Below are 25676 nucleotides of genomic sequence, written 5' to 3'. Positions count from 1 at the left end.
GTGTTCCTGGACACTGTCCTCACCCGCAACCCCGCGCTCGTCGACACGGCGACCGCGCTGCACCGCTCCGGCGCCATCCCGCCCGACACGTATGTCATGGACGCGGACGCCGTCGAGGGCAACGCCGCGCTGCTGGCGGCCGAGGCCGAGCGGCTCGGGCTCTCGCTCTGGTTCGTGGTCAAACAGTTCGGCCGCAACCCCGCGCTGATCCGGGCGGTCGCCCGGCACATCCCGCGGTTCGCCGCGATCGACGCCTCCGAGGCCCGCACCCTGCACGCCGCCGGGGCACAGGCCGGCAACCTCGGCCATCTCGTGCAGATCCCGCGCCGCGACCTCCCCGAGTTGCTCGCCCGGCGGCCCGAGGCGGTGACCGTCTTCGATCTCGCCAACGCGCGGGCCGTCTCGGAGGCCGCCGGTGAACTGGGCTTCGTCCAGGACGTGTTCGTACGCCTCGAAGGCGTACCCGGCTCCGTCTACCCGGGCCAGGAAGGCGGCGTGCCGCTGGACGCGCTGGACGAGTTCGCGTCCGCCGCCGAGCAGCTGCCGTCGATCCGTATCGCGGGGGTCACCGCGTTCCCCTGCGTCCTGTGCGACCCGGTCACCGGCCTGCCCGCCCCCACCCCCAACTTCGAACTCGCCCTCAAGGCAAGGGAACTCCTCGTCGCCCGCGGCCACCACCCGGTCGCGCTCAGCGCGCCCAGCGCCACCTCGATGGCGACGCTGCCACTGCTGGCCGAACTGGGCGCCACCCACGGCGAGCCCGGCCACTCCCTCACCGGCACCACACCGCTCCACGCGATCGACCCGCACCAGCCGGAGCGGCCCGCCTACGTCTATGTCAGCGAGGTCGCCCACACTCTCGCGGACGGCAGGCCCGCGCTCTACGGCGGCGGCTTCTACGGCCGTGCCGGCATCCGCACCGCCCTGCTGCCGCGCACGGGTCTGCGCCTTCCGGTCCAGGGCGCCCCCGCCGAGAACATCGACTACTACCGCCTGCTGGACGCGCCGCCCGCGGGCGAGGTGCGGGCAGGCGACACCGCCGTACTCGCCTTCCGTACGCAGATCTTCGTCACCCGCTCGACCGTCGCGGTCGTCGCCGGCCTCTCCACCGGGACACCCCGGCTGACCGGCCTGTACGACGCGCGGGGCCGGGCCCTGTAAGGAGCCGTCGCCATGAGCAAGACCGTCATCCTCGTCATCGACGGATTCGGGATCGGCGCGATGCCGGATGCGGGGGCGCTGCGGCCGGGCGATGTCGCGGCCGACACGTGCGGGCACGTACTGGACCACTGCCGCGCGTCCCTGGGCCGCCCCCTGCGGCTGCCCGCGCTGGGACAACTGGGCCTCGGCCTGGTCCATCCGCACCCCGACCTCGCCCGGTCCACCCGGCTGCCGGTGACGGCGGGCCGCGCCGCGCTCGGCTACCCGGGCGCGGACACGTACGCGGGCCACCAGACCATGATGGGCGCGGACTTCAGCCACGTCACGGTGGCCCGGCTGGCCGACCACCTCCCCGAGGTGATCTCGGCCCTGGGCGCGGTCGGCCACCGGGCCGAACCGCTCGACGGCCGGCCGCTGCTCCTGGTCGACGGCGCGGTACTGGTCCACGACAACCTGGAGGCCGACCCGGGCATCAACTGGAACGCCTCGGGCCGCCTGGACGACCTGCCGTTCGACCGGATCCTCGCGATCGCCCGTACGGTACGGAGCGTGGCACCTGTCGCCCGCGTCATCGCGGTCGGCGGCCACGCGGACGGGCCTCTCGGCGCGTATGTACGCGACGGGGACGGCGGCACGGTCGGCCTGGACACCCCGGCGAGCGGCTTCTACCGCAACGGCGGACTCGAAGTCCAGCACCTGGGTGCGGACATCGACCACACCCGCCAGTTGCCGGACCTGGCGGCCCGCGCGGGCATCCCGGTGACGCTGGTCGGCAAGGCGGCGGACATCCTGGCGTGCGATGCCGCCGTACGGCGGCCGGCCGTGGGGACGGCGGAGGTCCTCGCCCACACCCTGGACGCGGTACGCGCCCCCGGCGACGGGCTCGTCGTCGCCAACGTCCAGGAGACGGACCTCGCCGGACACCAGCAGGACACCGACCGCTACGGCCGGATCCTGGAACAGACCGACGCGGGGCTGTCGGCGCTGCTCGGACTGCTGTCCGGGGCGGGCGACCGGCTGACGGTGACGGGCGACCACGGCAACGACCCGACGATCGGCCACGCGTACCACACGCGCGAATACGTCCCGGTCCTGACGTACAGCCCGAACGGGGCGGGCCCCGAACTACTGCCGGACGCCGGGACGCTGGCGCAGGTGGGTGCGGATGCGGCCGCGTGGCTGAGCATGGTCTCCGGATGAGCCCGGTTGCCGTCCGCGGGTCCGTGGTGGTGCCGGGTGCCGGGGGAAGCGGCGGCACCCTCCCGCACCGGCCCACCTACCCCCGCCGGACGGCACCTAGTGCCCCTCCCGGCAACGTTTGCCCCGTAGCGGCGCCCAGCACGCGCGCTCGCGGCGTTGGCCAAAAGCCCAGGTAACTCCGCTACCAGGACTTCCGGCCGCCTTGCGATCACACGCACCGGCCGCCGCTCCTCGACGGGCAAACCTTGCCGGTCGCGGCACTAGCCCATGAACTTCTTGAACTCGTCCGGGAGTTCGAACGACTTGTCCTGCCCCCCGGCCGGCAGGCCATTCGCCGCGTCCTCCCGGCGCGCCAGCGCCGCCTGCTCCTCGGCCTTCCGCTTCATCGGGTTGCCCGACCGCTGCTTGCCCTTCGCCTGCTTCGTCTTCTTCTTCGTACGGCCGGGCCCGCCGCCCATCCCCGGAATGCCCGGCATCCCCGGCATCCCGCCGCCCTGCGCCATCTTCGACATCATCTTGCGGGCGTCGAAGAACCGCTCCACCAGGTTCTTCACGGCGCTGACCTCGACGCCGGAACCCCGCGCGATCCGGGCCCGGCGTGAGCCGTTGATGATGACCGGGTCCTGACGCTCCCCCGGGGTCATCGACTTGATGATCGCGGCGGTGCGGTCCACGTCCTTCTCGTCGATGTTGTTGATCTGGTCCTTGATCTGGCCCATGCCCGGGAGCATGCCGAGCAGCTTGCTGATGCTGCCCATCTTCCTGACCTGTTCCATCTGCGCCAGGAAGTCGTCGAGCGTGAAGTCCTTGCCCTTGTTGCTCGCCAGCTTGGAGGCCATCTTCTCGGCCTCGGCCTGGCTGAACGTCTTCTCCGCCTGCTCGATGAGGGTGAGCAGGTCACCCATGTCGAGGATGCGGGACGCCATGCGGTCCGGGTGGAACGCGTCGAACTCGTCCAGCTTCTCGCCGTTCGAGGCGAACATGATCTGCTTGCCGGTGACATGCGCGATGGAGAGGGCCGCGCCGCCGCGGGCGTCACCGTCGAGCTTGGAGAGGACCACTCCGTCGAAGCCGACACCGTCGCGGAAGGCCTCCGCGGTGTTGACCGCGTCCTGGCCGATCATCGCGTCGACGACGAAGAGGACCTCGTCCGGGCTGACGGCGTCGCGGATGTCCGCGGCCTGCTTCATCAGCTCCTCGTCGATACCGAGGCGGCCCGCGGTGTCGACGATCACGACGTCGTGCTGCTTGGTCTTCGCGTACTCGATGGAGTCCTCGGCGACCTTGACCGGGTCGCCGACTCCGTTGCCCGGCTCGGGCGCGTACACCGAGACGCCCGCGCGGTCGGCGACCACGGAGAGCTGGGTGACGGCGTTGGGGCGCTGGAGGTCACAGGCGACGAGCAGCGGGGTGTGGCCCTGGCCCTTGAGCCAGAGGCCGAGCTTTCCGGCGAGCGTGGTCTTACCGGCGCCCTGGAGACCCGCGAGCATGATCACGGTGGGCGGCTGCTTGGCGAAGCGCAGGACGCGGGTCTCGCCACCGAGGATGCCGATGAGCTCCTCGTTGACGATCTTGATGACCTGCTGCGCCGGGTTCAGCGCCTGGGAGACCTCGGCGCCGGCCGCGCGCTCCTTGACCTTGGCGATGAAGGCGCGGACGACGGGCAGCGCGACATCGGCTTCGAGCAGGGCGATACGGATCTCGCGGGCCGTGGCGTCGATGTCCTCCGGGCTGAGGCGCCCTTTGCCCCGGAGGCTCTTGAATGTGGCTGCGAGGCGGTCGGAGAGAGTGTCGAACACGGTGGTCGCGGATCCTCAGGTCGGGTGCGGATGAGGGGGAGCTGACCCGTACAGCTGCGCGCTGTGAAGGACAGACCGTCCCCCAGGGTATCCGGCCGCGCGCGGTGCGGTCTGCCCTGTGGACAACCGGGGCGTACGAAGCGCGGACGCGGCGGACCGTCAGCGCAGCGCGGCCTCCACCGCGTCGGCCAGCTCCGCGGCGGCCTTCTCGGGCAGCGGCCGGCCCCGCCTGTTCGTCACATAGAACGCGTCGACCGCGTTCGCGCCCAGCGTCGACACATGCGCGCTGCGCACCCGTACCTTCGCCTCCTCCAGGGCGCGGCCGATGCGGTGCAGCAGCCCCGGTGCGTCGTGCGCGCGTACCTCGATGACGGTCGCGAGCTGGGAGGCGGTGGGCGCGACGGTCACGCGGGGCGGTGGAGCCGTGACACCCCGGCGGCGCGGGTACGCGGCCTCCCGTTCGGCGAGCCTGGACGCGATGTCGAGCGAGCCGTCGAGGGCCCGTACGAGATCGGCGCGGAGCCGGGCGGCCTGCGGCAGGGAGCCGTATTCGGCGGCCACCCGCCAGCTCAGCAGCAGGACCTCGGTGGTCTTCTTCCCCTGTCCGGCGTCCTTGCCGAGCTCCGCGGGCAGCTCGACGGCGCGCAGATCGGCCGCGCGTACGGTCAGCCGGTGCAGGGCGAGCACTCCGGCCGCGGCGGGCAGGACGCCCGGCTGGTCGGGCAGGGCGATGAGCAGTTCGACGCCGACGGGTTCCGGTTGGCCGTCGTCCTGCGGGGCCTCGGTCTGGGCGTGCAGCGCCAGTACGGGACCACCGGTGCGCAGCGCCTCGACGGCGAGCCGCTCCTGCTCGGCGCTGGGCGCGGCGGGTTCCGGCTCGGCGACGGCGTCGCCCGCGAGGACGGCGGTCACGCGCGCGACGAGGTCGTTGACGAGCGAGGCGCGCCAGGACGACCAGGCCGCCGGTCCGGTGGCGAGCGCGTCGGCCTCGGTGAGGGCGTGCAGCAGTTCCAGGGTGGCGAGCGAACCGACCCGGGTGGCGACCGCGCTGACGGTCGCGGGGTCGTCCAGATCCCGCCGGGTCGCGGTGTCGATGAGCAGCAGATGGTGGCGTACGACCGTGGCGATGACGCCCATGTCCTCGCGGTCGAAGCCGATCCGGGAGGCCACATCGCGGGCGATGACCTCACCGGCCACGGAGTGGTCGCCGGGCCAGCCCTTGCCGATGTCGTGCAGCAGGGCGCAGATCAGCAGCAGGTCGGGACGGCCGACGCGGCGGGTCAGCGAGGACGCCTGGACAGCGGTCTCGACGAGATGGCGGTCGACGGTCCAGGTGTGTACGGGGTTGCGCTGGGGCCGGCAGCGGACCCGCTCCCAGTCGGGAAGGAACTGGGTGATCAGGCCCTCGGCCTCCAGCGCCTCCCACACGGGGACGGTCGACTCGCCGGCGCCCAGCAGGGTGATCAGTTCCTGGCGGGCCTCGGCGGGCCAGGGCACGGGCAGCGGCTTCGAGGCGGCGGCCAGCCGGCGCACGGCGTGCAGCGAGATCGGCAGACCGGCCTGGGCGGCGGCAGCGGCTGCCCGCAGGGACAGAACGAGGTCGCGCTCCGGCCGGGCGGTACGGGCGAGGACGACCTCGCCGTCCTGCTCGACGACGCCTTCGGCGAGCGGGCTGCGGTCCAGGGCGGGCTTGCTGCCGAGCATGGCCCGCAGCCTGGGGCGTACGGCCCGGGAGCGCAGTACGCGGTTGACCTCGCGCCAGGTGACGTCGGAGGCGTACGAGACGGTGCGCGCCGCCTCGTACACCTGTCGCAGCAGCGCGTCGGCGTCGAGCAGGCCGAGTTCCGCGGCGACCGGGTCCTGTTCCTGGAGGGCGAGCCGGTCGGTGGCGCGGCCGGTGGTCAGATGGAGGGCGTCGCGGGCGTCGAGGAGCCGGCGGCGGGCTTCGTAGAGCCCTTCGCGGGGCGCGTCGGCGAGCCAGGAGGCGGCGACGGCGCGCAGCGCGGTGGCGTCGCGCAGCCCGCCCCTGGCCTCCTTGAGGTCGGGTTCCAGCAGGAACTGGAGCTCGCCCTGGCGCTCGGCGCGCTCCCGGCAGAGCTCGTCCAGTTCGGGAAGGCGTTTGGGGGCGCTGTTGCGCCAGTCGGCGAGGATCGCGGAGCGTACGCCGCCGACCAGGCCCAGATCCCCGGCGACATGCCGGGCGTCGAGGAGCCCGAGCTGCGCCTTGAGGTCCTCGCCGGCGGTCTTGCGCGCCTCCGCGGGGGTGCGTACGGAGTGGTCGAGGGCGAGCCCGAGGTCCCACACCGGGTACCAGACGCGGTCGGCGAGTGCGGCGATCGCGGCGGGACCGGATTTGCCGTCGTGCAGGAGGACCAGATCGAGGTCGCTGCGCGGGGACAGTTCGCCGCGGCCGTAGCCGCCGACGGCGACGAGTGCGGCGCCGCGTACCCCGGCCTCCAGGGCGGCGGTGGTGAACAGCGCGTTCAGCCAGTCGTCCGTCAGTCTGGCCAGGGCGGCACGGCGCGGCGGCCCGGACGGCGCCTTCTCCTGGAGGAGGCGCAGCCGGGCCGCCGCGTAGCCGCTGGGTCCCGAGTCTGCCTGTTCGGTCGTCTCTTCGAGGCTCGTCACCCAGTCGTTCCCGTCTCTAAAGTGCGTCCGGGCCGCGCTCGCCGGTCCGTACCCGGACCGCCGTGTCGACCGGCACGCTCCATACCTTCCCGTCACCGATCTTGCCGGTGCGAGCGGCCTTGACCACCACATCGATGAGCTGTTCGGCGTCGCCGTCCTCGACCAGCACCTCGATGCGGATCTTCGGTACGAGGTCGACGGTGTACTCGGCACCGCGGTAGACCTCGGTGTGGCCGCGCTGGCGGCCGTAGCCGCTGGCCTCCGTGACCGTGAGCCCCTGGACGCCGAAGGCCTGCAGGGCCTCCTTGATCTCGTCAAGCCGGTGCGGCTTCACGACTGCGGTGATGAGCTTCATGCGTCCACCTTCTTGGTCTTCGCCGCGGCGGCGACGGTCTCGTCCTGGCTGGCGGCGGCGACGCTACTACGGCCCGACGGCGAACCCCCGACCGCGCTGTAGTCGTAGGCGGACTCGGCGTGGTAGGCCATGTCGACGCCGCTCGTCTCGTCGTCCTCGGAGGCCCGGAAGCCGATCGTGGCGTCGACGATCTTGGCGAGGATCCAGGAGACCACGAAGGAGTAGGCCATCACCGAGAAGGCACCGACGGCCTGCTTGCCCAGCTGCGAGAGTCCGCCGACGCCACCGGTGGCGAGGACACCCACGAGCAGGGTGCCGATGACACCGCCGACGAGGTGGACGCCGACCACGTCGAGGGAGTCGTCGTAGCCCAGCTTGAACTTGAGGCTGACGGCCCAGGAGCAGACGGCGCCGGCGACGACACCGATGAGCAGGGCGCCGAAGGGGTTGACGGCCGCGCCGGACGGGGTGATCGCGACGAGGCCCGCGACGGCGCCGGAGGCGGCGCCCAGCGTGGTGAACGCGCCGTGCCGGATGCGCTCGTAGATCAGCCAGCCGAGCATCGCGGCGCCGGTGGCGATCTGCGTGTTGAAGGCCATGAGGGCGGCGGTGCCGTTGGCGGCCAGCGCCGATCCGGCGTTGAAGCCGAACCAGCCGAACCACAGCAGTCCGGCGCCGAGGACGACGAGCGGCAGGTTGTGCGGCCGCATCGGGTCCTTCTTGAATCCGATCCGCTTGCCGACGACAAGGACCGCGGCGAGCGCTCCCACACCCGCGTTGATGTGGACCGCCGTACCACCGGCGAAGTCGATCACCCCGAGCTTGAAGAGCCAGCCGTCGGACTGCCAGACCCAGTGCGCGATCGGGAAGTACACGACGGAGACCCAGAGCGCGATGAACAGCGCCCAGGCGCTGAATTTCACGCGGTCCGCGAGCGCCCCGCTCATCAGCGCGGGGGTGAGGACGGCGAACATCAGCTGGAAGAGGGCGAAGGCGAAGACCGGAATGCCTTCCGTGCCTCCGGTCAGGGTGTCGACCGTGATGCCCTTGAGGCCGATGTGGTCGAAGTTGCCCAGGAGACCGGCACCGATGTCGTCACCGAAGGTCAGCGAGTATCCATAGAGCACCCACAGCACGCTGACGATCCCGAGGGAGATCAAGGACATCATGAGCATGTTGAGGGCGCTCTTCACCCGCACCATGCCGCCGTAGAAAAATGCCAGGCCGGGCGTCATCAGCATGACGAGCGCGGCACTGATCAATACGAATGCGGTATCTGCGCCATTCAAGGCCAGCGTCTCCTCGTGGGTCGGAACGGCCCCGTGCGGATGCTCAAGCTAGGTGTGGGCCGACTGTGCTGAGGAGATTGGCGCAGCGCGGTTTCGGCCAATGCCGCTCGATGTTTCGCGACAGTGACGAAGACGTCCTGTGTGTTACGTACCGATGAACCGGCGGATCTCGGCGGCCCGGCCGTGGATACCCTCCGCCGACATCGGAAACCGGCCGCGGCGGTCACCCTGTGTCCTGGCGGCGGGGGAGCCGTGTCGGGCTGTACGGGGTGACTGCCGCGGCCGGAGCTTTCGGCGGGGCGGTGGCGGTTCCGGCCGGCGGCCGGGGTGGCCGCGTCCGACGCTCAGACGGCCTCCGCGGACTCGGGCAGTTGGGCGGTGAGCCGCTCGGTGAGATCGACGACGCCGGCGACATCACCGAACTCCCTGGCGGCGGTGTCGAGCGTCTTGCGGAGCCGGGTGTTGACCCGCTCGGAACGCACGCTCTCCGCCACCTTGAGGGCCTTCTCCGCGAGGGCCGTGGACTCCTCGGGCTCCCTCTTGAGGAGATGGACGGTGGCCAGGCCGATCAGATTCAGCGCATACGACCGCTGGTGGTCGGCGTCATCGGCGAACAGGTGGACGGAGCGCCGCATGACGGGTTCGGCGAGGGAGGCGTAGGTGGGGCTGCGGCCGGCGACATAGGCGAGATCGCGGTACGAGTGGGCGTTCTCGCCGTTGAGTTCGGCCTCGGAGAAGAAGCGGATCCAGTCGGGCTCCACCTCGCCGTCGACCCCGGCGTCGGAGAAGGTGTCCTCGGCCATCCTGACGGCCCGCTTCGTCTTGCTCGGCTGGCCCATATTGGCGTACGCGCGCGCCTCCATCGCATACAGCATGGCCTGGGTCCGGGGGGTGGCGCAGTCGCGGCTGCCGTACTGCGCGAGATGGATCAGCTCCAGCGCGTCGTCGGGCCGGCCGAGATGGATCATCTGGCGGCTCATGGACGAGAGGATGTACGAGCCGAGCGGCTTGTCCCCGGCCTCCTTCGCGGCGTGCAGCGCGAGGACGAAGTACTTCTGGGCGTTGGGCTGGAGGCCGACGTCGTAACTCATCCAGCCCGCCAGCTCGGCCAGTTCGGCCGCGCACCGGAAGAGCCGCCGCGAGGTGGCCTCGGGCTGCGGCTCCTGGAGCAGGTCGGTGACCTCGTGGAGCTGGCCCACGACCGCCTTGCGCCGGAGTCCGCCGCCGCACTGCGCGTCCCAGAGCCGGAACATCGCGGTGGTCGACTCCAGCAGATCCAGCTCGGGCCCGGAGAGCCGGCCGGCGTGGGAGGGGGTGGCGACGGGCTGGTCGTCGGGCTGCTCCTGGCCACCCGCCGAGGTGGGCACCAGCCAGCGCTGCATGGGCTCCACCAGCGCGGGCCCCGCTGCCAGCGCCAGTGAGGTACCGAGGAAGCCGCGCCGCGCCAGCATCAGATCGCTTCGGGAGAACTCGCTGATCAGCGCGACGGTCTGCGGACCCGCCCAGGGCAGATCGACCCCGGACACCGAGGGCGACTGATGCGCGGAGCGCAGCCCGAGCTCCTCGACGGCCACCACGGCGCCGAAACGCTCGGAGAACAGCTCGGCGAGGATGCGCGGGATCGGCTCGCGCGGCTGCTCGCCATCGAGCCAGCGGCGCACGCGCGAGGTGTCCGTGCTGATGTGATGCGCGCCCATCTGGCGTGCCCTGCGGTTGACCTGACGCGCCAGTTCGCCCTTCGACCAGCCACTGCGCAGGAACCACGAGCCGAGCTGCCCATTCGGGCGCTTGCCGGTATTGGTACCGCCTGCGCCGCTGCCACCCACTGGAACGCCCCCATCCGCTGAAGCCATTTGTCGCGCGAACCGGTATCAGAATGCCGTGAGCACGGGGTGCCTGTCCGCCGGTTGCACCCCTTCGAACACGAAACCGAGTTGCCCTTGGCATACCCACGGGAGTGTCCTACCCGGTTTCGTGTACTGAAAGTAATCCTACGATCACTGCCCCAGCGAGGGTGATTCCACAATCGCCACCATTCGCCACCCCTTCGAATGAACTCGCCCACGGCCGGGCGCGATTGACTTGACGCACGTCGATCAGAGTGGGCCGAAGCGCTGCACGCCGGGGCGCGCGAATCCGGCTCCGCTACCCCCAATGCCACTTCGCGCCGCCTCAACCGCCCCGATGACGACGGAGTGTCACGGGCAGACTGCGAGACGTAACCACCGGCGAGTTCGACCCGTTGGAGGGGGCATGGGCTTCACGATCGGCGGCATCCGGGAGATGCGGTCCGGCTCGCGCCGCCGCGGCCGCACCACTGAGTGCACCGCGGTGGCGGAGTACACGGGCCTGTGGGGCTGGGACGTGGTTCCCGGCGCTCCCGGCCTTCCCGGCGCGGTTCCCGCGGCGCGGGCCCCGGGCGGGCAGTGCTCCTGCGGCGAGCCCGACTGCACGTCACCGGGCGCCCATCCCCTGGCGTTCAGCCCCGAGGTGTCGGCGGGCGCCACCCTCGACGACGTCACCAAGGCGTGGTCGGAGGTGCAGGGCGCGGCGGTGCTGCTGCCGGTGGGCCGCTGCTTCGACATCATCGACGTGGCGGAACCGGCGGGGAGCCGGGCCCTCGTACGGCTCGAACGGATGGGGCTCCCGCTGGGCCCGGTCATGGCGACACCGGCGGGACGTGCCCACTTCTTCGTGGCGCCGGGCGCGGCGACGGAGCTGCCGGAGCTGCTGTACCGGATGGGCTGGGACGACGCGGACCTGGACCTGCACGGCCTGGGGCCGGGAGCGTATGTGATGGCGCCGCCGTCGGAGGTGGCGGGCCTGGGGCCGGTGCGGTGGCTGCGACCGCCGTCCCTGGACACGGCGGCGACGCCCCCACCGGCCAGGTTACTGCTGGGCACGCTGGCGTACATCTGCCACCGCCTCGCGTGAGGCGGGGTGGCGTTTTCGTGGGGCGGGTGCCGGGGGCCGGGGCCTCCGGCCCCCGGCACCCGCGCGGAACCGCACACGACAACCGGCCCGCGCCGAAACGAACCCTCCAGGACCTGTCTTCAAAGTCCCGCCTGCCTGGCGGCGTCCGGCACGCACGCTCGCCGCGTTGTCGGGATCTCCCCAGTACGTCCAGTACTGGGGAGACCCTCCGCCGTGCGATCGCACGGCGGAGGCCGCCAGGCCCGCCCTTCGGGCGGACGGCGCTACTTTTGAAGACAGGTCCTAGTCCCCAATAAGCGCGCTGACGAAGGCTTCGGGTTCGAACGGCGCCAAGTCGTCCGCCCCCTCGCCCAGACCCACCAGCTTCACCGGCACGCCCAGCTCCCGCTGGACCGCGATCACGATGCCCCCCTTGGCCGTGCCGTCCAGCTTCGTGAGGACGATCCCCGTGATGTCCACGACCTCCGCGAACACCCGCGCCTGCACCAGCCCGTTCTGGCCCGTCGTGGCGTCCAGGACCAGCAGTACCTCGTCCAGCGGACCGTGCTTCTCCACGACCCGCTTGACCTTGCCCAGCTCGTCCATCAGCCCGGTCTTGGTGTGCAGCCGGCCCGCCGTGTCGATGAGCACGACGTCCGCGCCCTCCGCGATGCCCTCCTTGACCGCGTCGAAGGCGATCGACGCCGGGTCGCCGCCCTCGGGGCCGCGTACCGTACGGGCGCCGACCCGCTCGCCCCACGTCTGGAGCTGATCGGCGGCTGCGGCGCGGAACGTGTCCGCCGCGCCCAGCACGACCGAGCGGCCGTCCGCGATCAGTACGCGTGCCAGCTTGCCGGTGGTCGTCGTCTTGCCGGTGCCGTTGACGCCGACGACCATCACGACGGCCGGCGTGTCCAGGCCGCTCTCGGTCTTCACCGCGCGGTCGAAGTCCGTGCCGAGGAGGTGGACGAGCTCCTCCTTGAGCAGCGCGCGCAGTTCCTCCGGCGTCCGCGTGCCGAGCACCCGCACCCGTTCGCGCAGCCGCTCGACCAGTTCCTGGGTCGGTGCGACCCCGACATCCGCGATGAGGAGGGTCTCCTCGATCTCCTCCCAGGTCTCCTCGTCGAGGTGCTCGCGCGAGAGCAGCGTGAGCAGTCCCTTGCCGAGGGAGTTCTGCGAGCGGGCGAGCCGGGCGCGCAGCCTGATCAGCCGGCCCGCGGAGGGCTCGGGGATCTCGATCGCGGGCGCGGGCGCCGCGGTCTCGACGACGACCGGCGTCTCGGTGGCGCCCGGGAGGCCCACCTCCTCGATCGTGCGGCGCGGTTCGTCGTGCGGCGCCTCCGCCTCGTCGCCGACATGGGGCTCGGCAGGGGGAGCTGTGATGGTCGGCGTGCTCGACGGCGCCTCGGGCGGCAGCTTCTTCTTCTTGCGGCTGCCGACCACGAGCCCGCTGATCAGGCCGACCGCGACCAGGGCGATGACTACAACAAGGATGACGATTTCCATAACGCTCCCAGTATCAGCCACGGCCGGAACGGCCCTGGCTTCAGAGGATCACACGAGGATCTTCGTTACGATGTGGACCTTTTGCGTTGAACGTACGATGCCGGAGGTTCTGGGTTCGCCCGGACTCCCCCTCTGGAGTCCCCACCTCTGTACGGACCTCTGTACGGAGCCTCTTTTCCCCACCTGGGTGGCTGCGAACATCAGCGTGCTGCTGCTCGCGGTGGGAGCGGGTCTGATCGTCTTCAACGGTCCGAACTTCCGGCAGGTGCTGACCATCGCCGTCGCGGCGCCCATCGTGTCGTACGGCATCGTGTCGCACGACATCGTGGGCTGACGGTTCTCGACTTGCTCTTCGGCGTCAAGCGCGACACTCCGCTGATCGTGATCACGCTGCTGCTCTTCGTGGCCCGCACCTTCCTGGTCTCGGGTCCCGGCATCGGGGCGCCGCCGGTCTGCGGCACCTGGCCCCAGGCCGGACAGGACCTAGCCCATCTCTTCGAGCGTCCTGCCCTTTGTCTCCTTCACGAACAGCAGCACGAACGGGATCGAGAGCATGGCGAAGCAGGTGTAGATGACGTACGTGCCCGAGAGGTTCCAGTCGGCGAGGCTCGGGAAGCTCGCGGTGATGGCCCAGTTGGCGATCCACTGCGCCGAGGCCGCCACACCGAGCGCGGCGGCGCGGATCTTGTTCGGGAACATCTCGCCGAGAAAGACCCAGACGACGACGCCCCAGGACAGCGCGAAGAAGAGCACGAACACATGGGCCGCGACCAGGGCGACCGTCGCCTCCGTGTCCGGCAGTTTGCCGTTCACCAGGGGCGCGGAGAACGCCCATGCCTCGAAGGCGAGCGCGATGGCCATGCCCGCCGAGCCGACGAGCGCGAGGGGCTTCCGGCCGGCCTTGTCCACCAGGACCATCGCGATCACGGTGCCGATGATGTTCACGATCGATGTGGTGAACGAGTAGAGGAACGAGCTGGACGGGTTGATGCCGACCGACTGCCAGAGCGTCGCCGAGTAGTAGAAGGCCACATTGATGCCGACCAACTGCTGGAACAGCGACAGCCCGATACCGACCCACACGATGGGCAGGAAGGAAAAGCGGCTGCCCTTCAGATCCTTGAAGGACGACGTGTGCTCGCGGCGCATGGCGTGGTCGATCTCGGCGACCCGGGCGTCCAGATCGACGTCCTCGCTCTCGACCTCGGCGAGCACCCTCTTGGCGCGGTCCACCCTGCCCACGGACACCAGATAACGCGGCGACTCGGGGATCGTGAGGGAGAGCAGGCCGTACAGGAGGGCCGGGACGATCATCACTCCGAGCATCCACTGCCATGCCTCCAGGCCCAGCAGCGTGCCGCGCTGGTCGCCGTCGGCGAACTGGAGGATGCCGAAGTTCACCAACTGGGAGCTGGCGATACCGCCCACGATCGCGGCCTGCTGGAAGGAGCCGAGCCGGCCCCGGTAAGCGGCCGGGGAGACCTCGGCGATGTACGCGGGGCCGATCACCGACGCCATCCCGATGGCGAAGCCGCCGATGATCCGCCAGACCGCCAGGTCGTAGATGTCGAACGGCAGCGCGGAGCCGACGGCGCTGACGGTGAAGAGGGCCGCGGAGATCCGCATACAGCGGATGCGGCCGATCCGGTCGGCGATCCGGCCCGCCGTGGCGGCACCGATCGCACAACCGATCAAGGCGACCGCGATGACCTGCGCGAGGACCGCCGAGCCGATGTCGTATCTGCTCCTGATGGCTTCGACGGCGCCGTTGATCACCGAACTGTCGTAGCCGAAGAGGAAGCCGCCCATCGCGGCCGCGGCCGTGATGAAGACGACATGGCCGAGGTGTTCCGGTGGGGCCGCGCGGCCTCCGGACGGCGGTATCTGCGCTGTTTCGGTCACGAGCACTCCTGGCGCCGCCCGGCTGCCGTTGCCGGGCGTGGGGTGGGCGAGCCCTTCCAGTGGGTCACAACCTGCCCCGGGCCACCACTCGTACGCGTGCCCGGCGCGGATCCGGAGGTTTTACGGGGTCAGCGCAGCCGCTGGCTGATGACCTTGGAGACCCCGTCGCCCTGCATGGAGACCCCGTACAGCGCGTCCGCGACCTCCATCGTCCGCTTCTGGTGCGTGATCACGATCAGCTGGGAGCTCTCCTGGAGCTCCTGCATGATGCGGATCAGCCGCTGGAGGTTGGTGTCGTCGAGCGCCGCCTCGACCTCGTCCATCACATAGAACGGGCTCGGCCGCGCCTTGAAGATCGACACCAGCAACGCCACCGCCGTCAGGGACCGTTCGCCGCCGGAGAGCAGCGAGAGCCGCTTGACCTTCTTGCCCGGCGGCCTGGCCTCCACGTCCACCCCGGTGGTGAGCATGTTCTCGGGGTCGGTGAGGATGAGCCGTCCCTCGCCGCCCGGGAAGAGCCGCGAGAAGACCCCCTCGAACTGTTCCGCCGTGTCCCGGTACGCCTCGGTGAAGACCTGCTCGACGCGTTCGTCGACCTCCTTCACCACGAGCAGCAGATCCGCCCGGGTCTTCTTCAGGTCTTCGAGCTGCTCGGAGAGGAACTTGTGGCGCTCCTCCAGTGCCGCGAACTCCTCCAGGGCGAGCGGATTCACCTTTCCGAGCTGCTGATGCGCCCGTTCGGCCGCCTTGAGTCGCTTCTCCTGCTCGGCTCGCGCATACGGCCTGGGCTGGTTGCGCGGATCCGCCGGGTCCTCGGGCAGCTGTTCGCCCTCCGCGGGCGGGGACGGCGGTACGAGCTGATCGGGGCCGTACTCGGCGATCAGCCCGGCCGGCTCCACCCCCAACTCCTCCAGGGCCTTGGCCTCCAGTTGCTCGATCCGCATCCGCTTCTCGGCGCCGAGCACCTCGCCCCGGTGCACGGAGTCGGTGAGCTTGTCGAGGTCGGCCTTGAGGTCGCGGCCCTGGTTGCGCTCGGCGGCCAGCTCCCGTTCGCGCTCGGCCCTGGCCGCCTCTGCGTCGACGCGCTCGGCCTCGGCCCGTACGACCGACACCTCCACATGCGCCAGCAGCTGCCGGGCACCGACCGCCACGGCCCCGGCCACGTGCGCCTCATGGCGCAGCCGCGCGCGCCGCTGTTCCGCGCGCGCCCGCGCCTCGCGCTCGGCACGCGCCCCCCGGTCGAGCGCGTCGGCCCGGCCCGCGAGCCCCTTCACCCGCTCCTCGTGGGTGCGGACCTGGAGCCGGGCCTCCATCTCGGTCTGCCGGGCGTTGGCGCCGTCGGCGGCGAGCCGGTCCCGTACGGAGGTGTCCGGCTCCTCCTGGACCGGGGCCTCCTCCGCGACCAGCAGCCGTTCCGCGAGTTCCTCCGCCTCGGCGGTGGCGCGCTCCAGCGCCTCCTGGGCCTTGGCGGCGGCCGCCGTCGTGCGCTCGGCCTCGCCGGCGGCCGCGCGGGCCTGCCCGGAGAGCCGTCCCAGCTGTCCGGACACGGCGGACTTCTCCCGGTCGGCGGCCCGGCGCCGCTCCCCCAGCTCCTCCACCAGCGCGGCGCACTCGGCGCGCCCCTCGGTGGCCCGGTCCTGTGCCCCGGCCAGTTCCTCGCACCGTACGGCCAGCTCCGCCAGGTCGGCGGCGGCCTCGTCGACGGAGGCCTGTACCTCCAGCAGGCTCGGCGCGCCCGCCGAGCCGCCGTGCGCGAAGTGCGCCCCGAGCACATCGCCCTCGGCGGTCACGGCGGTGAGCGCGGGCCGCGCGGCGACCAGGTCCTCGGCGTCCTCCAGTGTCCCGACGACCACCGTGTCCCGTACGAGCCGCCGTACGGCGCCCAGCAGCTCGGCGGGCCCGCCGACCAGGTCGATGACGTGCGGCGCGGCGCCCACGGCGGTCGCGGTACGTACGGAACGGTCGGCGGTGGCGTCCGTACCGCGCCCCTCCGCCGCCGCCTGACCGGGCACGCCGGGGGCCGTTCCGGAGCGGGGCGACGGGCCGGGCTCTTCCTCACCGGGAGGGCCGGCCAGCAGCAGGGCCGCGCGGCCCGCGTCCTGTTTGCGCAGCAGCCGGATGGCCTCGGCCGCCGCCGTCGGATCGGCGACGGCGATCGCGTCCGCGGCGGCGCCGAGGGCCGCGGCCACCGGGATCTCGTATCCGGGGGTGACGGTGAGCAGTTCGGCGGCCGGACCGAGCAGACCGGTGAGGCTGTCACGGGCGGCGAGCAGCGCGCCGGTGCCGTCCTTGCGGCGCAGGCCCAGGGCGAGCGCCTCGTGGCGGGCCGCGAGGGCCGCGCGTTCGCGTTCCGCCGTGGTGGCGGCCTCGCGCGCCGCCGTCAGCGCGGCCTCCGCCCCGGACAGGGCGCCGCGGGCGCTGTCGTACTGTTCGCCCAGTTCATGGTCCTCGGCGTCCAGGCCGTCCACCTCTGCCTTGAGCTGTTCGTACTCCTCCTGGGCGGCGACCGCGCGCTCGCGCGCCTCGTCACGGGACGCGGCGAGGCGGCCGATCTCCGACTGGGCCGACGCCGCCCGTCCGCGAGCGGCGTTCACCTGGCCGTGCAGCCGGGCCAGGCCCTCGCGGCGGTCGGCGATCGCCCGTGCGGCGTCCTTGAGCCGGCGTTCCTCGGCGGCCAGCTGCCGTTCCAGCTCGGCGCGGTGCGCGACGGTGTCCTCGCGGGCGTGCTCGGCCGCCTCCAGTGCGGCCTCCAGCTCCGCCTCCTGCTCCCGGATCCGGGCGGCCTCGCGCTCCATGTCCTCTGGGTCGCGGCCGCGCCGCTCGTCCGTGGGGGCCGCGGTCGCGCTCTTCACCCGCGCGTCGCCCAGCGAGACCGTACCCCGTACCCGCTCGGCGAGCTGGGACAGCTCGTACCAGGTCTGCTGGGCCCGCTGGAGGCGCGGCGCCAGCCGGCGTACCTCGTCCTCCAGCTCGGCTTCCCGGGTCAGCGCGGCCTTGAGCCGGGTCTCGGCGTCCTCCTTGCGCCGCTTCAGTTCGGCCTCGTCCGCGATCTCCGTACGCAGCGCGTCGCGCAGCCTGACCAGATCGTCGGCGAGCAGCCGCAGCCGCGCGTCGCGCAGATCGGCCTGTATGACGGCGGCCCGCCGGGCGACCGCCGCCTGCCGTCCGAGGGGTTTGAGCTGGCGGCGCAGCTCGTCGGTGAGGTCCTGGACGCGCGCCAGGTTCGCCTGCATAGAGTCCAGCTTCCGCAGCGCCTTCTCCTTGCGCTTGCGGTGTTTGAGTACTCCGGCGGCCTCCTCGATGAACGCCCGGCGTCCCATCGGGTCGGCGTGCAGTACGGAGTCGAGCTGGCCCTGGCCGACGATGACATGCATCTCGCGGCCGATACCGCTGTCGGACAGCAGTTCCTGGATATCGAGAAGGCGGCAGGTATCGCCGTTGAGCTGGTATTCGCTGCCGCCGTTGCGGAACATGATCCGCGTAATGGTGACTTCCGCGTAGTCGATGGGCAGCGCACCGTCGGAGTTGTCGATGGTCAGCGAGACCTCGGCGCGGCCGAGCGGCGGGCGCCCGGTCGTCCCGGCGAAGATCACGTCTTCCATCTTGCCGCCGCGCAGCGACTTCGCCCCCTGCTCCCCCATGACCCAGGAGAGCGCGTCCACGACATTGGACTTACCCGAGCCGTTCGGGCCCACGACACAGGTGATCCCCGGCTCGAAGCGCAGCGTCGTGGCGGAGGCGAAGGATTTGAACCCGCGCAGGGTCATGGCCTTGAGATGCACGCCGCCGGACTCTACCCGGCTCCGATCGTCCCTCGCCGGTTTCACCGCCGAACGCGCAGGGCACATCAGACGTTAAGAATGGCGTGGCAGCGCCAACAATGCTTCGTACAGCGGAAGATGGAAAGAAAGAAGGGACGCCGAAGCGTCCCTTGCATATCTTGCGAGAGTGTTTCTCACCCGACCCCGAGGGGGGCTGTTGTCAGGTGAGCGCGGGCTCCGCCTGGGGTACATCAATGTCGATGCCATTGAGCAGCGACTCTCCGGGGTGCTGTGCGACGGCGGCGTTCAGCACGTCGTTCTCGGACTGGATCCGTACGAGTTCGGATTCGAGGTCCTGGACGCGCTGCTGGAGCCGTCGCATCTCGGCGAGGAGTCGCGGGTCGGAGCCGCCGACATAACCGAGAAGCGCCTTTGCCATGATGAATGGTCCTCCACACTGAGTGACCGACCGGATGCGGTGTGGGTCGTGAGGGAAATCGCACCCGCGGTGCTTGGCAGTGCTTGTTCATCACTGCGGTTCTTACTGCCAAACAGCTAAGGTGCGCGGGGATTCCAGCGTCTCACCAAAAAGTTTGACGGTCAACACGATCACAGCCCGTACCGGCGGGCGGCCCGGCGGCGGGCGCCCGCGAGAGGTGCGGCACCGGCTCTTCCACGGGGTCCCCGGGGCGTGGAGATCATCCTTGTGCGGGCAGCCTGGCACGACTGGCCGTTCTTGGCAACCACCAGGTCACCGCCGATCCACGCATGTGCCATAGGTATTCCCGGGGCTCCCACGCACCGCCCCGGACGGCGAGATCTCAGCGGATCGCGAAGGTCTCGTAGCCACCGCGCGGAGTGGCCCAGATCTCCGTGACTCCGTCCACACGCCCGGGTGTGTCGGCGGAGCGCAGCCATTCCAGCAGACGGTGGCAATTCTCACGTGGGCCCTCGGCGACGATCTGCACCCTGCCGTCGTCCAGATTGAGGGCGAATCCGGTGAGGCCACCGATCTCCAGAGCGTTTGCCCTGGTGAACCAGCGGAAGCCCACTCCCTGTACTCTGCCGCGCACCCAGGCCGTAAGTCGAACGTCTTCCTGCATGCACGCAAGCTAACCGGCCAATTGCTTCTCGCACCCGGCGCCCCCACGGACCATGCCGTACAGTCCCGTCGCAATAGTCTCACTCGTACGGGTGAGACTTGGACACGTTGCCGTCGAGAGCATGAGGAAGGCACATGGGACGCCACCGCCGCTCAGCCGCCGCCCCGCCCGTCGAGGACCACGTGGACGGTGCGCGCCGGAAGAGGCGGATCGCCACCCCTGTACGTACCGGTCTGCTGGGCGCCTCCGCAGCCATGGCGGTCGGCGCCGTAGCCGTCGCCTCGGGCCTGCTGCCCGGCGGCGGCGACCACTTCACGGTCGGTGACAGCGCCAACGGCGGACAGATACGTACCGAGAGCGCTCCGGAGCTTCAGCAGCAGGGCGGCTCGTCCGCCGAGCCGACGCCCGAGACCTCGACCTCGCCGAGCCGTACCGCCGAGCGGACTCAGCCGGCGTCGCCCGCCTCGCCCACTCCGCGGAAGCCGTCCGTCACTCCTTCGAAGGAATCGACCGGGTCGACGGCCGCGCGGCCGGAGAAGAAGACGAAGCCCGCCGCGGCCCCGCCGAAGCCGAGAACCGAGATACCGACCCGCTCCAGCGAGGCGCCGGCGCCGACGCAGACCACCGCGCGCCCCGCGCCCGCGGCTCCCGGTTCCAATTCCAGTTCCTCCGAGGCGGCCGTGCTCTCCCTGGTCAACAAGGAGCGCGCGAAGGTGGGGTGCAGCCCGCTGCGGGCCGATGCCTCGCTCGGCAGGCTGGCGCAGGACTTCAGCGACGACATGGCCGAGCGCGGGTTCTTCGACCACACGGACCCGGAGGGCAAGACGCCCTGGGACCGTGCCGACAGGGCGGGCGTCAAGGATCTGGGCGGCGAGAACATAGCCAGGGGGCAGGCCACCGCCCAGGCCGTGATGGACTCGTGGATGAACAGCGAGGGCCATCGCGCGAACATATTGAACTGCGATTACACCCGGCTGGGTGTCGGTGTCCACACCGGTTCCGGCGGTCCGTGGTGGACGCAGGACTTCGGCTTCTGAGCCCGGCCGCCCCGGAAAGTCCCACTCACCGGAACATTCACTTACCAGACGAAAGCGCCATCTGTCGGGCAGCACCTGCCGTTGTAAGGTCACCCGCTATGGACGCCTTCGATGTCTTCTCCCGGCAGTGCCCCTCGCGCACCACGCTGGAACATGTGACGGGCCGCTGGGGCGGCCTGACGCTCGGCGCCCTGTACGAGAGCCGCCTCCGCTTCAACGAACTGCGGCGGCGCGTCGACGGCGTGAGCGAGAAAATGCTCTCCCAGACCCTGCACGCGCTGGAGCGCGACGGTCTGGTGCTGCGCGAGGCGCGGCCGGTCAATCCGCCGTGGGTGGATTACGAGCTGACGCCGCTGGGCCGGGAGGTCGCCGAGCGCCTGCTCGGGCTGATCCTGCTGGTGGAGGGGCGGATGCCCGAGGTGATCTCGGCGCGCGAGTGTTACGACGCGACGCGCGGAGCCCGCTGACAGCGCGGGCAGAAGTAGCTGGACCGGTTCATCCAGGGCCGTCGGCGTATCGGTGTCCCGCAGCGCCGGCACGGCTCGTCCTCACGTCCGTACGCGTCCAGCGACCGGTCGAAGTACCCCGATTCGCCGTTCACATTGACATACAGGCTGTCGAAGCTGGTGCCGCCGACATCGAGGGCCGCGTTCATCACGTCCCGTACATGACCGAGCAGCTCCACGGCGCGCGGCCGGGGCAGCGTGGCCGTGGGGCGTTCGTAGTGGAGACGGCTGCGCCAGAGCGCCTCGTCCGCGTAGATATTGCCGACGCCGCTGATCAGCGACTGGTCCAGCAGGGCGCGCTTGACCGTCGTACGGCGCAGCTTCAGCGCGGTGAGGAAAGCGGCGTCGTCGAAGGCCGGGTCCAGCGGGTCCCTGGCGATGTGCGCCATGACGTCGGGCAGTCCGTCGGGGGTGTTCTCGTGGAGGGAGAGCCCGCCGAAGGTTCGCTGGTCGACGAAGCGCAGCTCGGTCGCGAGGGTGTCGGCGAAGCGGATCCGGATGCGCAGATGCTTCTCGTCGGGCGCGCTCTCGGGCTGGACCAGCAGCTGGCCGCTCATCCCGAGATGACCGAGGATCGAGGCGTCCGTGTCGGCGAGGGGCAGCCAGAGGTACTTGCCGCGCCGCCGTGCCGTACCGATGGTGTGCCCCTTGAGCTGGGCCGCGAAGTCGTCGCCGCCGGCGGTGTGCCGCCGTACCGCGCGCGGATGCAGCACCTCGGTCTCGGCGATGGTCCGGCCGCTGACCCAGCGTTCGAGTCCACGCCGGACGACTTCGACCTCGGGCAGCTCGGGCACGGGACGCTCCTGGGGGTGAAAGGGCCGGAACGGGTGCGCCCCTCACGCCGTAGGACGACGCGAGGGGCGCACCCGGAAGGAGAGAGCACGAACGCTCAGGCGTTGGCGGCGTCCGCGGGAGTCGGCTCCGACGGGGCCGAAGAGGTGTCGGCGGCCTCTTCAGCCGTGGCATCGACGCTGTCGTTCACGTCAACGCCGCCGTCGGCGTCGGTCTTCCCCGCCGCCTCCCGTTCGTCCGCCGCGGTCCGGATGGACCGCCAGGCGGACTCCGCCGCCTGCTGCTCCGCTTCCTTCTTGCTGCGGCCGGTGCCGGTGCCGTACGAGACACCACCGACGCGGGCGGCAGCAGTGAAGGTCTTCTCGTGGTCCGGGCCCGTTTCCGTGACGAGATACTCGGGTACACCGAGACTCTCCGCCGCGGTCAGCTCCTGGAGACTGGTCTTCCAGTCCAGGCCAGCCCCGAGATTCGAGGACTTCTCGATCAGCGGGTCGAAGAGCCGGTGCACCAGCTCGGACGCCGCGTCGAGGCCCTTGTCGAGATAGACAGCGCCGATCACCGCTTCAAGGGTGTCGGCGAGAATGGACGCCTTGTCCCGGCCGCCCGTGCCCTCTTCGCCCCGGCCGAGCCGGATGAAGGAGCCGAGTTCCAGGCCGCGGCCCACTTCCGCAAGCGCACGCGAGTTGACCACCGCGGCCCGCAATTTGGCCAGCTGGCCTTCAGGCAGATCGGGGTGGGTGCGGTACAGCGTGTCCGTGACCACCAGACCGAGCACCGAATCCCCGAGGAATTCGAGCCGCTCGTTGGTGGGCAGACCGCCGTTCTCGTACGCGTACGAACGGTGGGTCAGCGCACGTACCAGAAGGGCGGTCTCGAGCTGATACCCGAGCCGCCCTTCCAGAAGCGTGTGGGACGAGGCTGTGCTGACATTGTCTGTCTGCTTCTTGGCATGGGACAGTTCAGACATTGAGCCTCTCACCAGCCGCTCAGACCTCGAGGACCTGGCGCTTGTTGTAGGTGCCGCAGCTCGGGCACGCGATGTGCTGCAGCTTCGGCTCCTGGCAACGCTCGCACGAAACCAGGGTGGGGACCGCAGCCTTCCACTGCGACCGGCGGTGGCGCGTGTTGCTGCGCGACATCTTCCGCTTCGGAACAGCCACGGCTACTTCTCCTGCTTCTCGTCGACGCCCGCTTCGGCGCCGCCCATGTTGTCCTTCTCGCCGTCCTTGACGGTCTCGGCGAGTCCCTGCAGTGCCGCCCAACGGATGTCGACGGCGTCGTGGTGGTGGTCCGGGTTCTCGTCCAGCCTGATCCCACATGTGGAACACAGACCGGCACAGGTCTCCCGGCACACCGGCTGCATCGGCAGTGCGAGCACCACCGCATCGCGCAGCACCGGTTCGAGGTCGAACAGGCCATCTTCGATGAAGAGTCTGTCGTCCTCGCTGTACTCGGCGTCAGCGGCCGGCTCCGCACGGGTGCGGCCCCGGTCATCGGCGTCGTGGTACGAGAACATCTCCTGGAAGTCCGCCGCCACTTCCTGGCCGAGCGACTCCAGACACCTTACGCACTCCCCCTCGGCCGCCGCACGGGCGGTGCCCGTGACGAGCACCCCCTCCATGACGGATTCGAGGCGGAGGGCCAGCTCCACGGGCGCGCCCTCGGGCGTCCCGATCACCCCCGCGATACCGAAGTCCTTGGGGGCGGGCACCGAGCGGGCCAGCTTCTGAAGCGCACCAGGACGCCGCCCCAGCTCGTGTGTGTCGAACACGAGGGGGTTGCGGTGGTCGAGGCGCGCGTTCAGGGCTTTTCCCGCTTTCGGATCGTGAGGGGGGCCGCCACCGTCGCGGAAGCGAGCGGGCGGCATGGGTCGCGGACATACACGCGGCCGAAGAGCCAGGGTACTGGACAGGCCGCCGTAGGCCCAATCCGGTCCCTCGGGGAAACCGGACCGGGCGCGCGGCCCCGGCGTCCCGGCCGCGCGGTGTCAGCGTCCTTGCTCGTACCGGCGCAGCTGCTCGATGTCGATCATGCTGGTGTCGAAGAGGCTGGTCTCGTCGAGGGCGCTCTGCGGCTCGTGGGCCGGGGGCAGCGCGTGCTGCTGGGGCTGGACCTCGGGCTGCTGCTGCCAGCCGTAGTTCGGGTCGTATCCCTGCGCCTGGACCTGGTTCTGGTCCTGGCCGTATCCCTGCTGCTGGTACGCGTACGGGTCCTGCTGGTAGCCGTACACGTCCTGCTGCTGGTAGCCGCCGTAGCCGGCCTGCGGGGCGTACGCGGGGTCCTGGTAGCCGGCCTCGGCGTACTGGGGCTGCGGCGGGGCCTGGGGCGGCGTCTGCGGGTACGCGGGCTCGGCGTAGGGCTGCTGGACCGGCATCGGGGGCTGCTGCGCCGCCACGGGCTCCTGGACGCCTTCCCGGGGGCTCCCCGCGAGGTCAGCCAGATAGTCCGCGTCGCTGGTGCGCCCCTGCGGGCCCGCCGCGTCCTGGGCGGCCATGTGCGCGCCGAGGTCGTCCGAGTCGGTGCGGCCGTGGAGCTTCTGCCTGCCGCGGCCGACCGCTTCGAGGGTCTTGGACAGGACGGCCTCGAAGGCGCCGAACTTGGCGTCGATGTACGCGTCGGCCCGCCGGATCAGGGTGCCGGGGTCGTCGCTGTACTCCGGGGCGTCATCGTCGTCACCGCCGGTGGCGCGGCCGAGCAGCTTCTCGCGACCGCGGTCGACGGAGCCGATCGTCTTGGTGAGGACGACCTCGAAGTTGGCGAGCTTGGAGTCGACGTAGTCGTCGGCCTCGGCGCGGATCTCCTCGGCGTCCCTGCGTGCCTCCGCGAGGATACGGTCGGCCTCCTCCTGGGACTGCCGGGCGACCGCGGTGTCGGAGATCAGCCCGGAGCGCTGGGCGTGCGCCGCCTCGATGATGCGCTCGGCCTCCTGGCGGGCCTGCTCGGCGAGCTGCTCCCGGCCGCCGATGAGCTCCTGGGCCTGGGCCAGCGAGCCCGGGAGCGCTTCCCGTACCTCTTCCAGCATCGCGAGCAGCTCGGCGCGGTTCACCACGCAGGACGCCGACATGGGCATGGAGCGGGCGCTGCCCACCGTGTCGACGATCTCGTCGAGCTTTTTCTGCACGTCCACCGTGTGCTCGCCACTCTCTCAGCTGGTTTGGAGACGGACGCAACGACTGTACGGCCAGTTCGAGCCCGTCCGACACCGGATGACGGGCCGTCAGTTCCTCAGCGCTCGCCGAGGCGTGTCATCAGGGCCGAGTGGACGGCCGCGGGCAGCAGGTGGGAGACGTCTCCGCCCCAGGTCGCGACCTCTTTGACCAGGGAGGAGGAGAGGAAGCTGTAGGTGGGGTTGGTGGGGACGAACAGGGTCTCGACCCCGGAGAGCCCGTTGTTCATCTGAGCCATCTGCAGTTCGTAGTCGAAGTCGCTGACGGCGCGCAGGCCCTTGACGATGGCCGGGATGTCGCGCTGCTTGCAGAAGTCGACGAGCAGTCCGTGGAAGGCCTCGACCTCCACATTGCCGAATTCGGCGGTGACCTCGCGGATCAGATCGATCCGCTCCTCGATCGTGAACAGCCCTTTCTTGGACTGATTGATCATCACCGCGACATGAACGACGTCGTACAGCTTGGAGGCGCGGGCGATGATGTCGAGATGTCCATTGGTGATGGGGTCGAAGGACCCCGGACAGACGGCGCGGCGCAACTTGATTCCCTCGCTCTCC

Annotated in this window: 21 protein-coding genes and 1 pseudogene; 6 read left to right on the top strand and 16 right to left on the bottom strand. The window is 70.7% G+C overall.

What is annotated here, in order from left to right:
• Both ACIRQP_RS22200 and ACIRQP_RS22195 read left to right on the top strand, forming a co-directional pair.
• Positions 1–1161 (top strand): alanine racemase, encoded by a 1161-nt coding sequence (locus ACIRQP_RS22200; RefSeq protein WP_403892703.1) that lies wholly within the window; start codon positions 1–3, stop codon positions 1159–1161.
• A 12-nt stretch (positions 1162–1173) separates the two neighbouring features.
• Complete coding sequence (locus tag ACIRQP_RS22195) at positions 1174–2361, top strand: phosphopentomutase (protein ID WP_403892701.1); 1188 nt, start codon at positions 1174–1176, stop codon at positions 2359–2361.
• A 260-nt stretch (positions 2362–2621) separates the two neighbouring features.
• Here ACIRQP_RS22195 and ffh read toward each other — a convergent pair whose 3' ends face one another.
• The 5 genes from ffh to ACIRQP_RS22170 all read right to left on the bottom strand — a co-directional run bounded on the left by ffh (position 2622) and on the right by ACIRQP_RS22170 (position 10258).
• On the bottom strand, positions 2622–4160 hold the full coding sequence (gene ffh / locus ACIRQP_RS22190; RefSeq protein WP_403892699.1) for a signal recognition particle protein: 1539 nt from the start codon (positions 4158–4160) through the stop codon (positions 2622–2624).
• 159 nt (positions 4161–4319) lie between these two features.
• Positions 4320–6788, bottom strand: a complete 2469-nt coding sequence (locus tag ACIRQP_RS22185; protein ID WP_403892697.1) for a [protein-PII] uridylyltransferase — start codon at positions 6786–6788, stop codon at positions 4320–4322.
• Positions 6789–6804: 16 nt separating this feature from the next.
• The gene (locus ACIRQP_RS22180) at positions 6805–7143 is read right to left on the bottom strand and encodes a P-II family nitrogen regulator (protein ID WP_030351756.1); all 339 of its coding nucleotides are present in this window, start codon (positions 7141–7143) and stop codon (positions 6805–6807) included.
• A complete protein-coding gene (locus ACIRQP_RS22175; protein ID WP_403892694.1) occupies positions 7140–8432 on the bottom strand; it encodes an ammonium transporter in 1293 nt (430 codons plus the stop codon). Before ACIRQP_RS22175 ends, ACIRQP_RS22180 begins: the two co-directional genes overlap by 4 nt.
• A 344-nt stretch (positions 8433–8776) precedes the next feature.
• Positions 8777–10258, bottom strand: a complete 1482-nt coding sequence (locus ACIRQP_RS22170; RefSeq protein WP_403892692.1) for a hypothetical protein — start codon at positions 10256–10258, stop codon at positions 8777–8779.
• A gap of 427 nt (positions 10259–10685) precedes the next feature.
• Between ACIRQP_RS22170 and ACIRQP_RS22165 the strand changes: the two genes are divergently transcribed.
• Positions 10686–11366 (top strand): bifunctional DNA primase/polymerase, encoded by a 681-nt coding sequence (locus ACIRQP_RS22165; protein ID WP_403892690.1) that lies wholly within the window; start codon positions 10686–10688, stop codon positions 11364–11366.
• A 282-nt stretch (positions 11367–11648) separates the two neighbouring features.
• Here the strand turns inward: ACIRQP_RS22165 and ftsY are convergent, their stop codons facing one another.
• Positions 11649–12851: a signal recognition particle-docking protein FtsY gene (gene ftsY / locus ACIRQP_RS22160; protein ID WP_403892688.1), complete on the bottom strand. Its 1203-nt coding sequence runs from the start codon at positions 12849–12851 to the stop codon at positions 11649–11651.
• Between the two features lie 109 nt (positions 12852–12960).
• On the opposite strand from ftsY, the pseudogene ACIRQP_RS22155 reads away from it, so the two are divergent.
• Positions 12961–13316: pseudogene (locus tag ACIRQP_RS22155) on the top strand (cytosine permease); the annotation flags it as partial.
• Positions 13317–13334: 18 nt separating this feature from the next.
• Here ACIRQP_RS22155 and ACIRQP_RS22150 read toward each other — a convergent pair.
• The 4 genes from ACIRQP_RS22150 to ACIRQP_RS22135 all read right to left on the bottom strand — a co-directional run bounded on the left by ACIRQP_RS22150 (position 13335) and on the right by ACIRQP_RS22135 (position 19617).
• Positions 13335–14753 (bottom strand): sugar porter family MFS transporter, encoded by a 1419-nt coding sequence (locus ACIRQP_RS22150; protein WP_403892685.1) that lies wholly within the window; start codon positions 14751–14753, stop codon positions 13335–13337.
• Between the two features lie 128 nt (positions 14754–14881).
• On the bottom strand, positions 14882–18535 hold the full coding sequence (smc, locus tag ACIRQP_RS22145; protein WP_403892683.1) for a chromosome segregation protein SMC: 3654 nt from the start codon (positions 18533–18535) through the stop codon (positions 14882–14884).
• A 199-nt stretch (positions 18536–18734) separates the two neighbouring features.
• Complete coding sequence (locus ACIRQP_RS22140; protein WP_030351764.1) at positions 18735–18953, bottom strand: hypothetical protein; 219 nt, start codon at positions 18951–18953, stop codon at positions 18735–18737.
• 382 nt (positions 18954–19335) lie between these two features.
• The gene (locus tag ACIRQP_RS22135) at positions 19336–19617 is read right to left on the bottom strand and encodes an acylphosphatase (RefSeq protein ID WP_403892681.1); all 282 of its coding nucleotides are present in this window, start codon (positions 19615–19617) and stop codon (positions 19336–19338) included.
• Between the two features lie 134 nt (positions 19618–19751).
• Between ACIRQP_RS22135 and ACIRQP_RS22130 the strand changes: the two genes are divergently transcribed.
• Both ACIRQP_RS22130 and ACIRQP_RS22125 read left to right on the top strand, forming a co-directional pair.
• Complete coding sequence (locus ACIRQP_RS22130) at positions 19752–20654, top strand: CAP domain-containing protein (RefSeq protein ID WP_403892679.1); 903 nt, start codon at positions 19752–19754, stop codon at positions 20652–20654.
• Between the two features lie 98 nt (positions 20655–20752).
• A complete protein-coding gene (locus tag ACIRQP_RS22125) occupies positions 20753–21121 on the top strand; it encodes a winged helix-turn-helix transcriptional regulator (RefSeq protein ID WP_403892677.1) in 369 nt (122 codons plus the stop codon).
• On the opposite strand, the gene mutM is transcribed toward ACIRQP_RS22125, so the two are convergent.
• The 6 genes from mutM to coaD all read right to left on the bottom strand — a co-directional run bounded on the left by mutM (position 21094) and on the right by coaD (position 25657).
• A complete protein-coding gene (gene mutM, locus ACIRQP_RS22120; RefSeq protein ID WP_403892675.1) occupies positions 21094–21954 on the bottom strand; it encodes a bifunctional DNA-formamidopyrimidine glycosylase/DNA-(apurinic or apyrimidinic site) lyase in 861 nt (286 codons plus the stop codon). The genes ACIRQP_RS22125 and mutM overlap by 28 nt on opposite strands.
• A 95-nt stretch (positions 21955–22049) precedes the next feature.
• Entirely contained in the window at positions 22050–22919 is an 870-nt protein-coding gene (gene rnc, locus ACIRQP_RS22115) for a ribonuclease III (RefSeq protein ID WP_403892673.1), read from the bottom strand.
• A gap of 19 nt (positions 22920–22938) precedes the next feature.
• Positions 22939–23112 (bottom strand): 50S ribosomal protein L32, encoded by a 174-nt coding sequence (gene rpmF, locus ACIRQP_RS22110; RefSeq protein WP_003965982.1) that lies wholly within the window; start codon positions 23110–23112, stop codon positions 22939–22941.
• Between the two features lie 2 nt (positions 23113–23114).
• Complete coding sequence (locus ACIRQP_RS22105; protein WP_403892671.1) at positions 23115–23819, bottom strand: YceD family protein; 705 nt, start codon at positions 23817–23819, stop codon at positions 23115–23117.
• A 120-nt stretch (positions 23820–23939) separates the two neighbouring features.
• Entirely contained in the window at positions 23940–25079 is a 1140-nt protein-coding gene (locus ACIRQP_RS22100; RefSeq protein WP_403892669.1) for an ATP synthase F0 subunit B, read from the bottom strand.
• 98 nt (positions 25080–25177) lie between these two features.
• Positions 25178–25657 carry a pantetheine-phosphate adenylyltransferase gene (coaD, locus tag ACIRQP_RS22095; protein WP_383021745.1) on the bottom strand — a complete coding sequence of 160 codons (480 nt, stop codon included), beginning with the start codon at positions 25655–25657 and terminating at the stop codon, positions 25178–25180.
• Positions 25658–25676: the final 19 nt, after the last annotated feature.

The sequence above is a fragment of the Streptomyces sp. NPDC102274 genome, assembly GCF_044766385.1.
Classification (GTDB): Bacteria; Actinomycetota; Actinomycetes; order Streptomycetales; family Streptomycetaceae; genus Streptomyces.
This window is presented reverse-complemented; position numbering and strand designations above follow the sequence as displayed.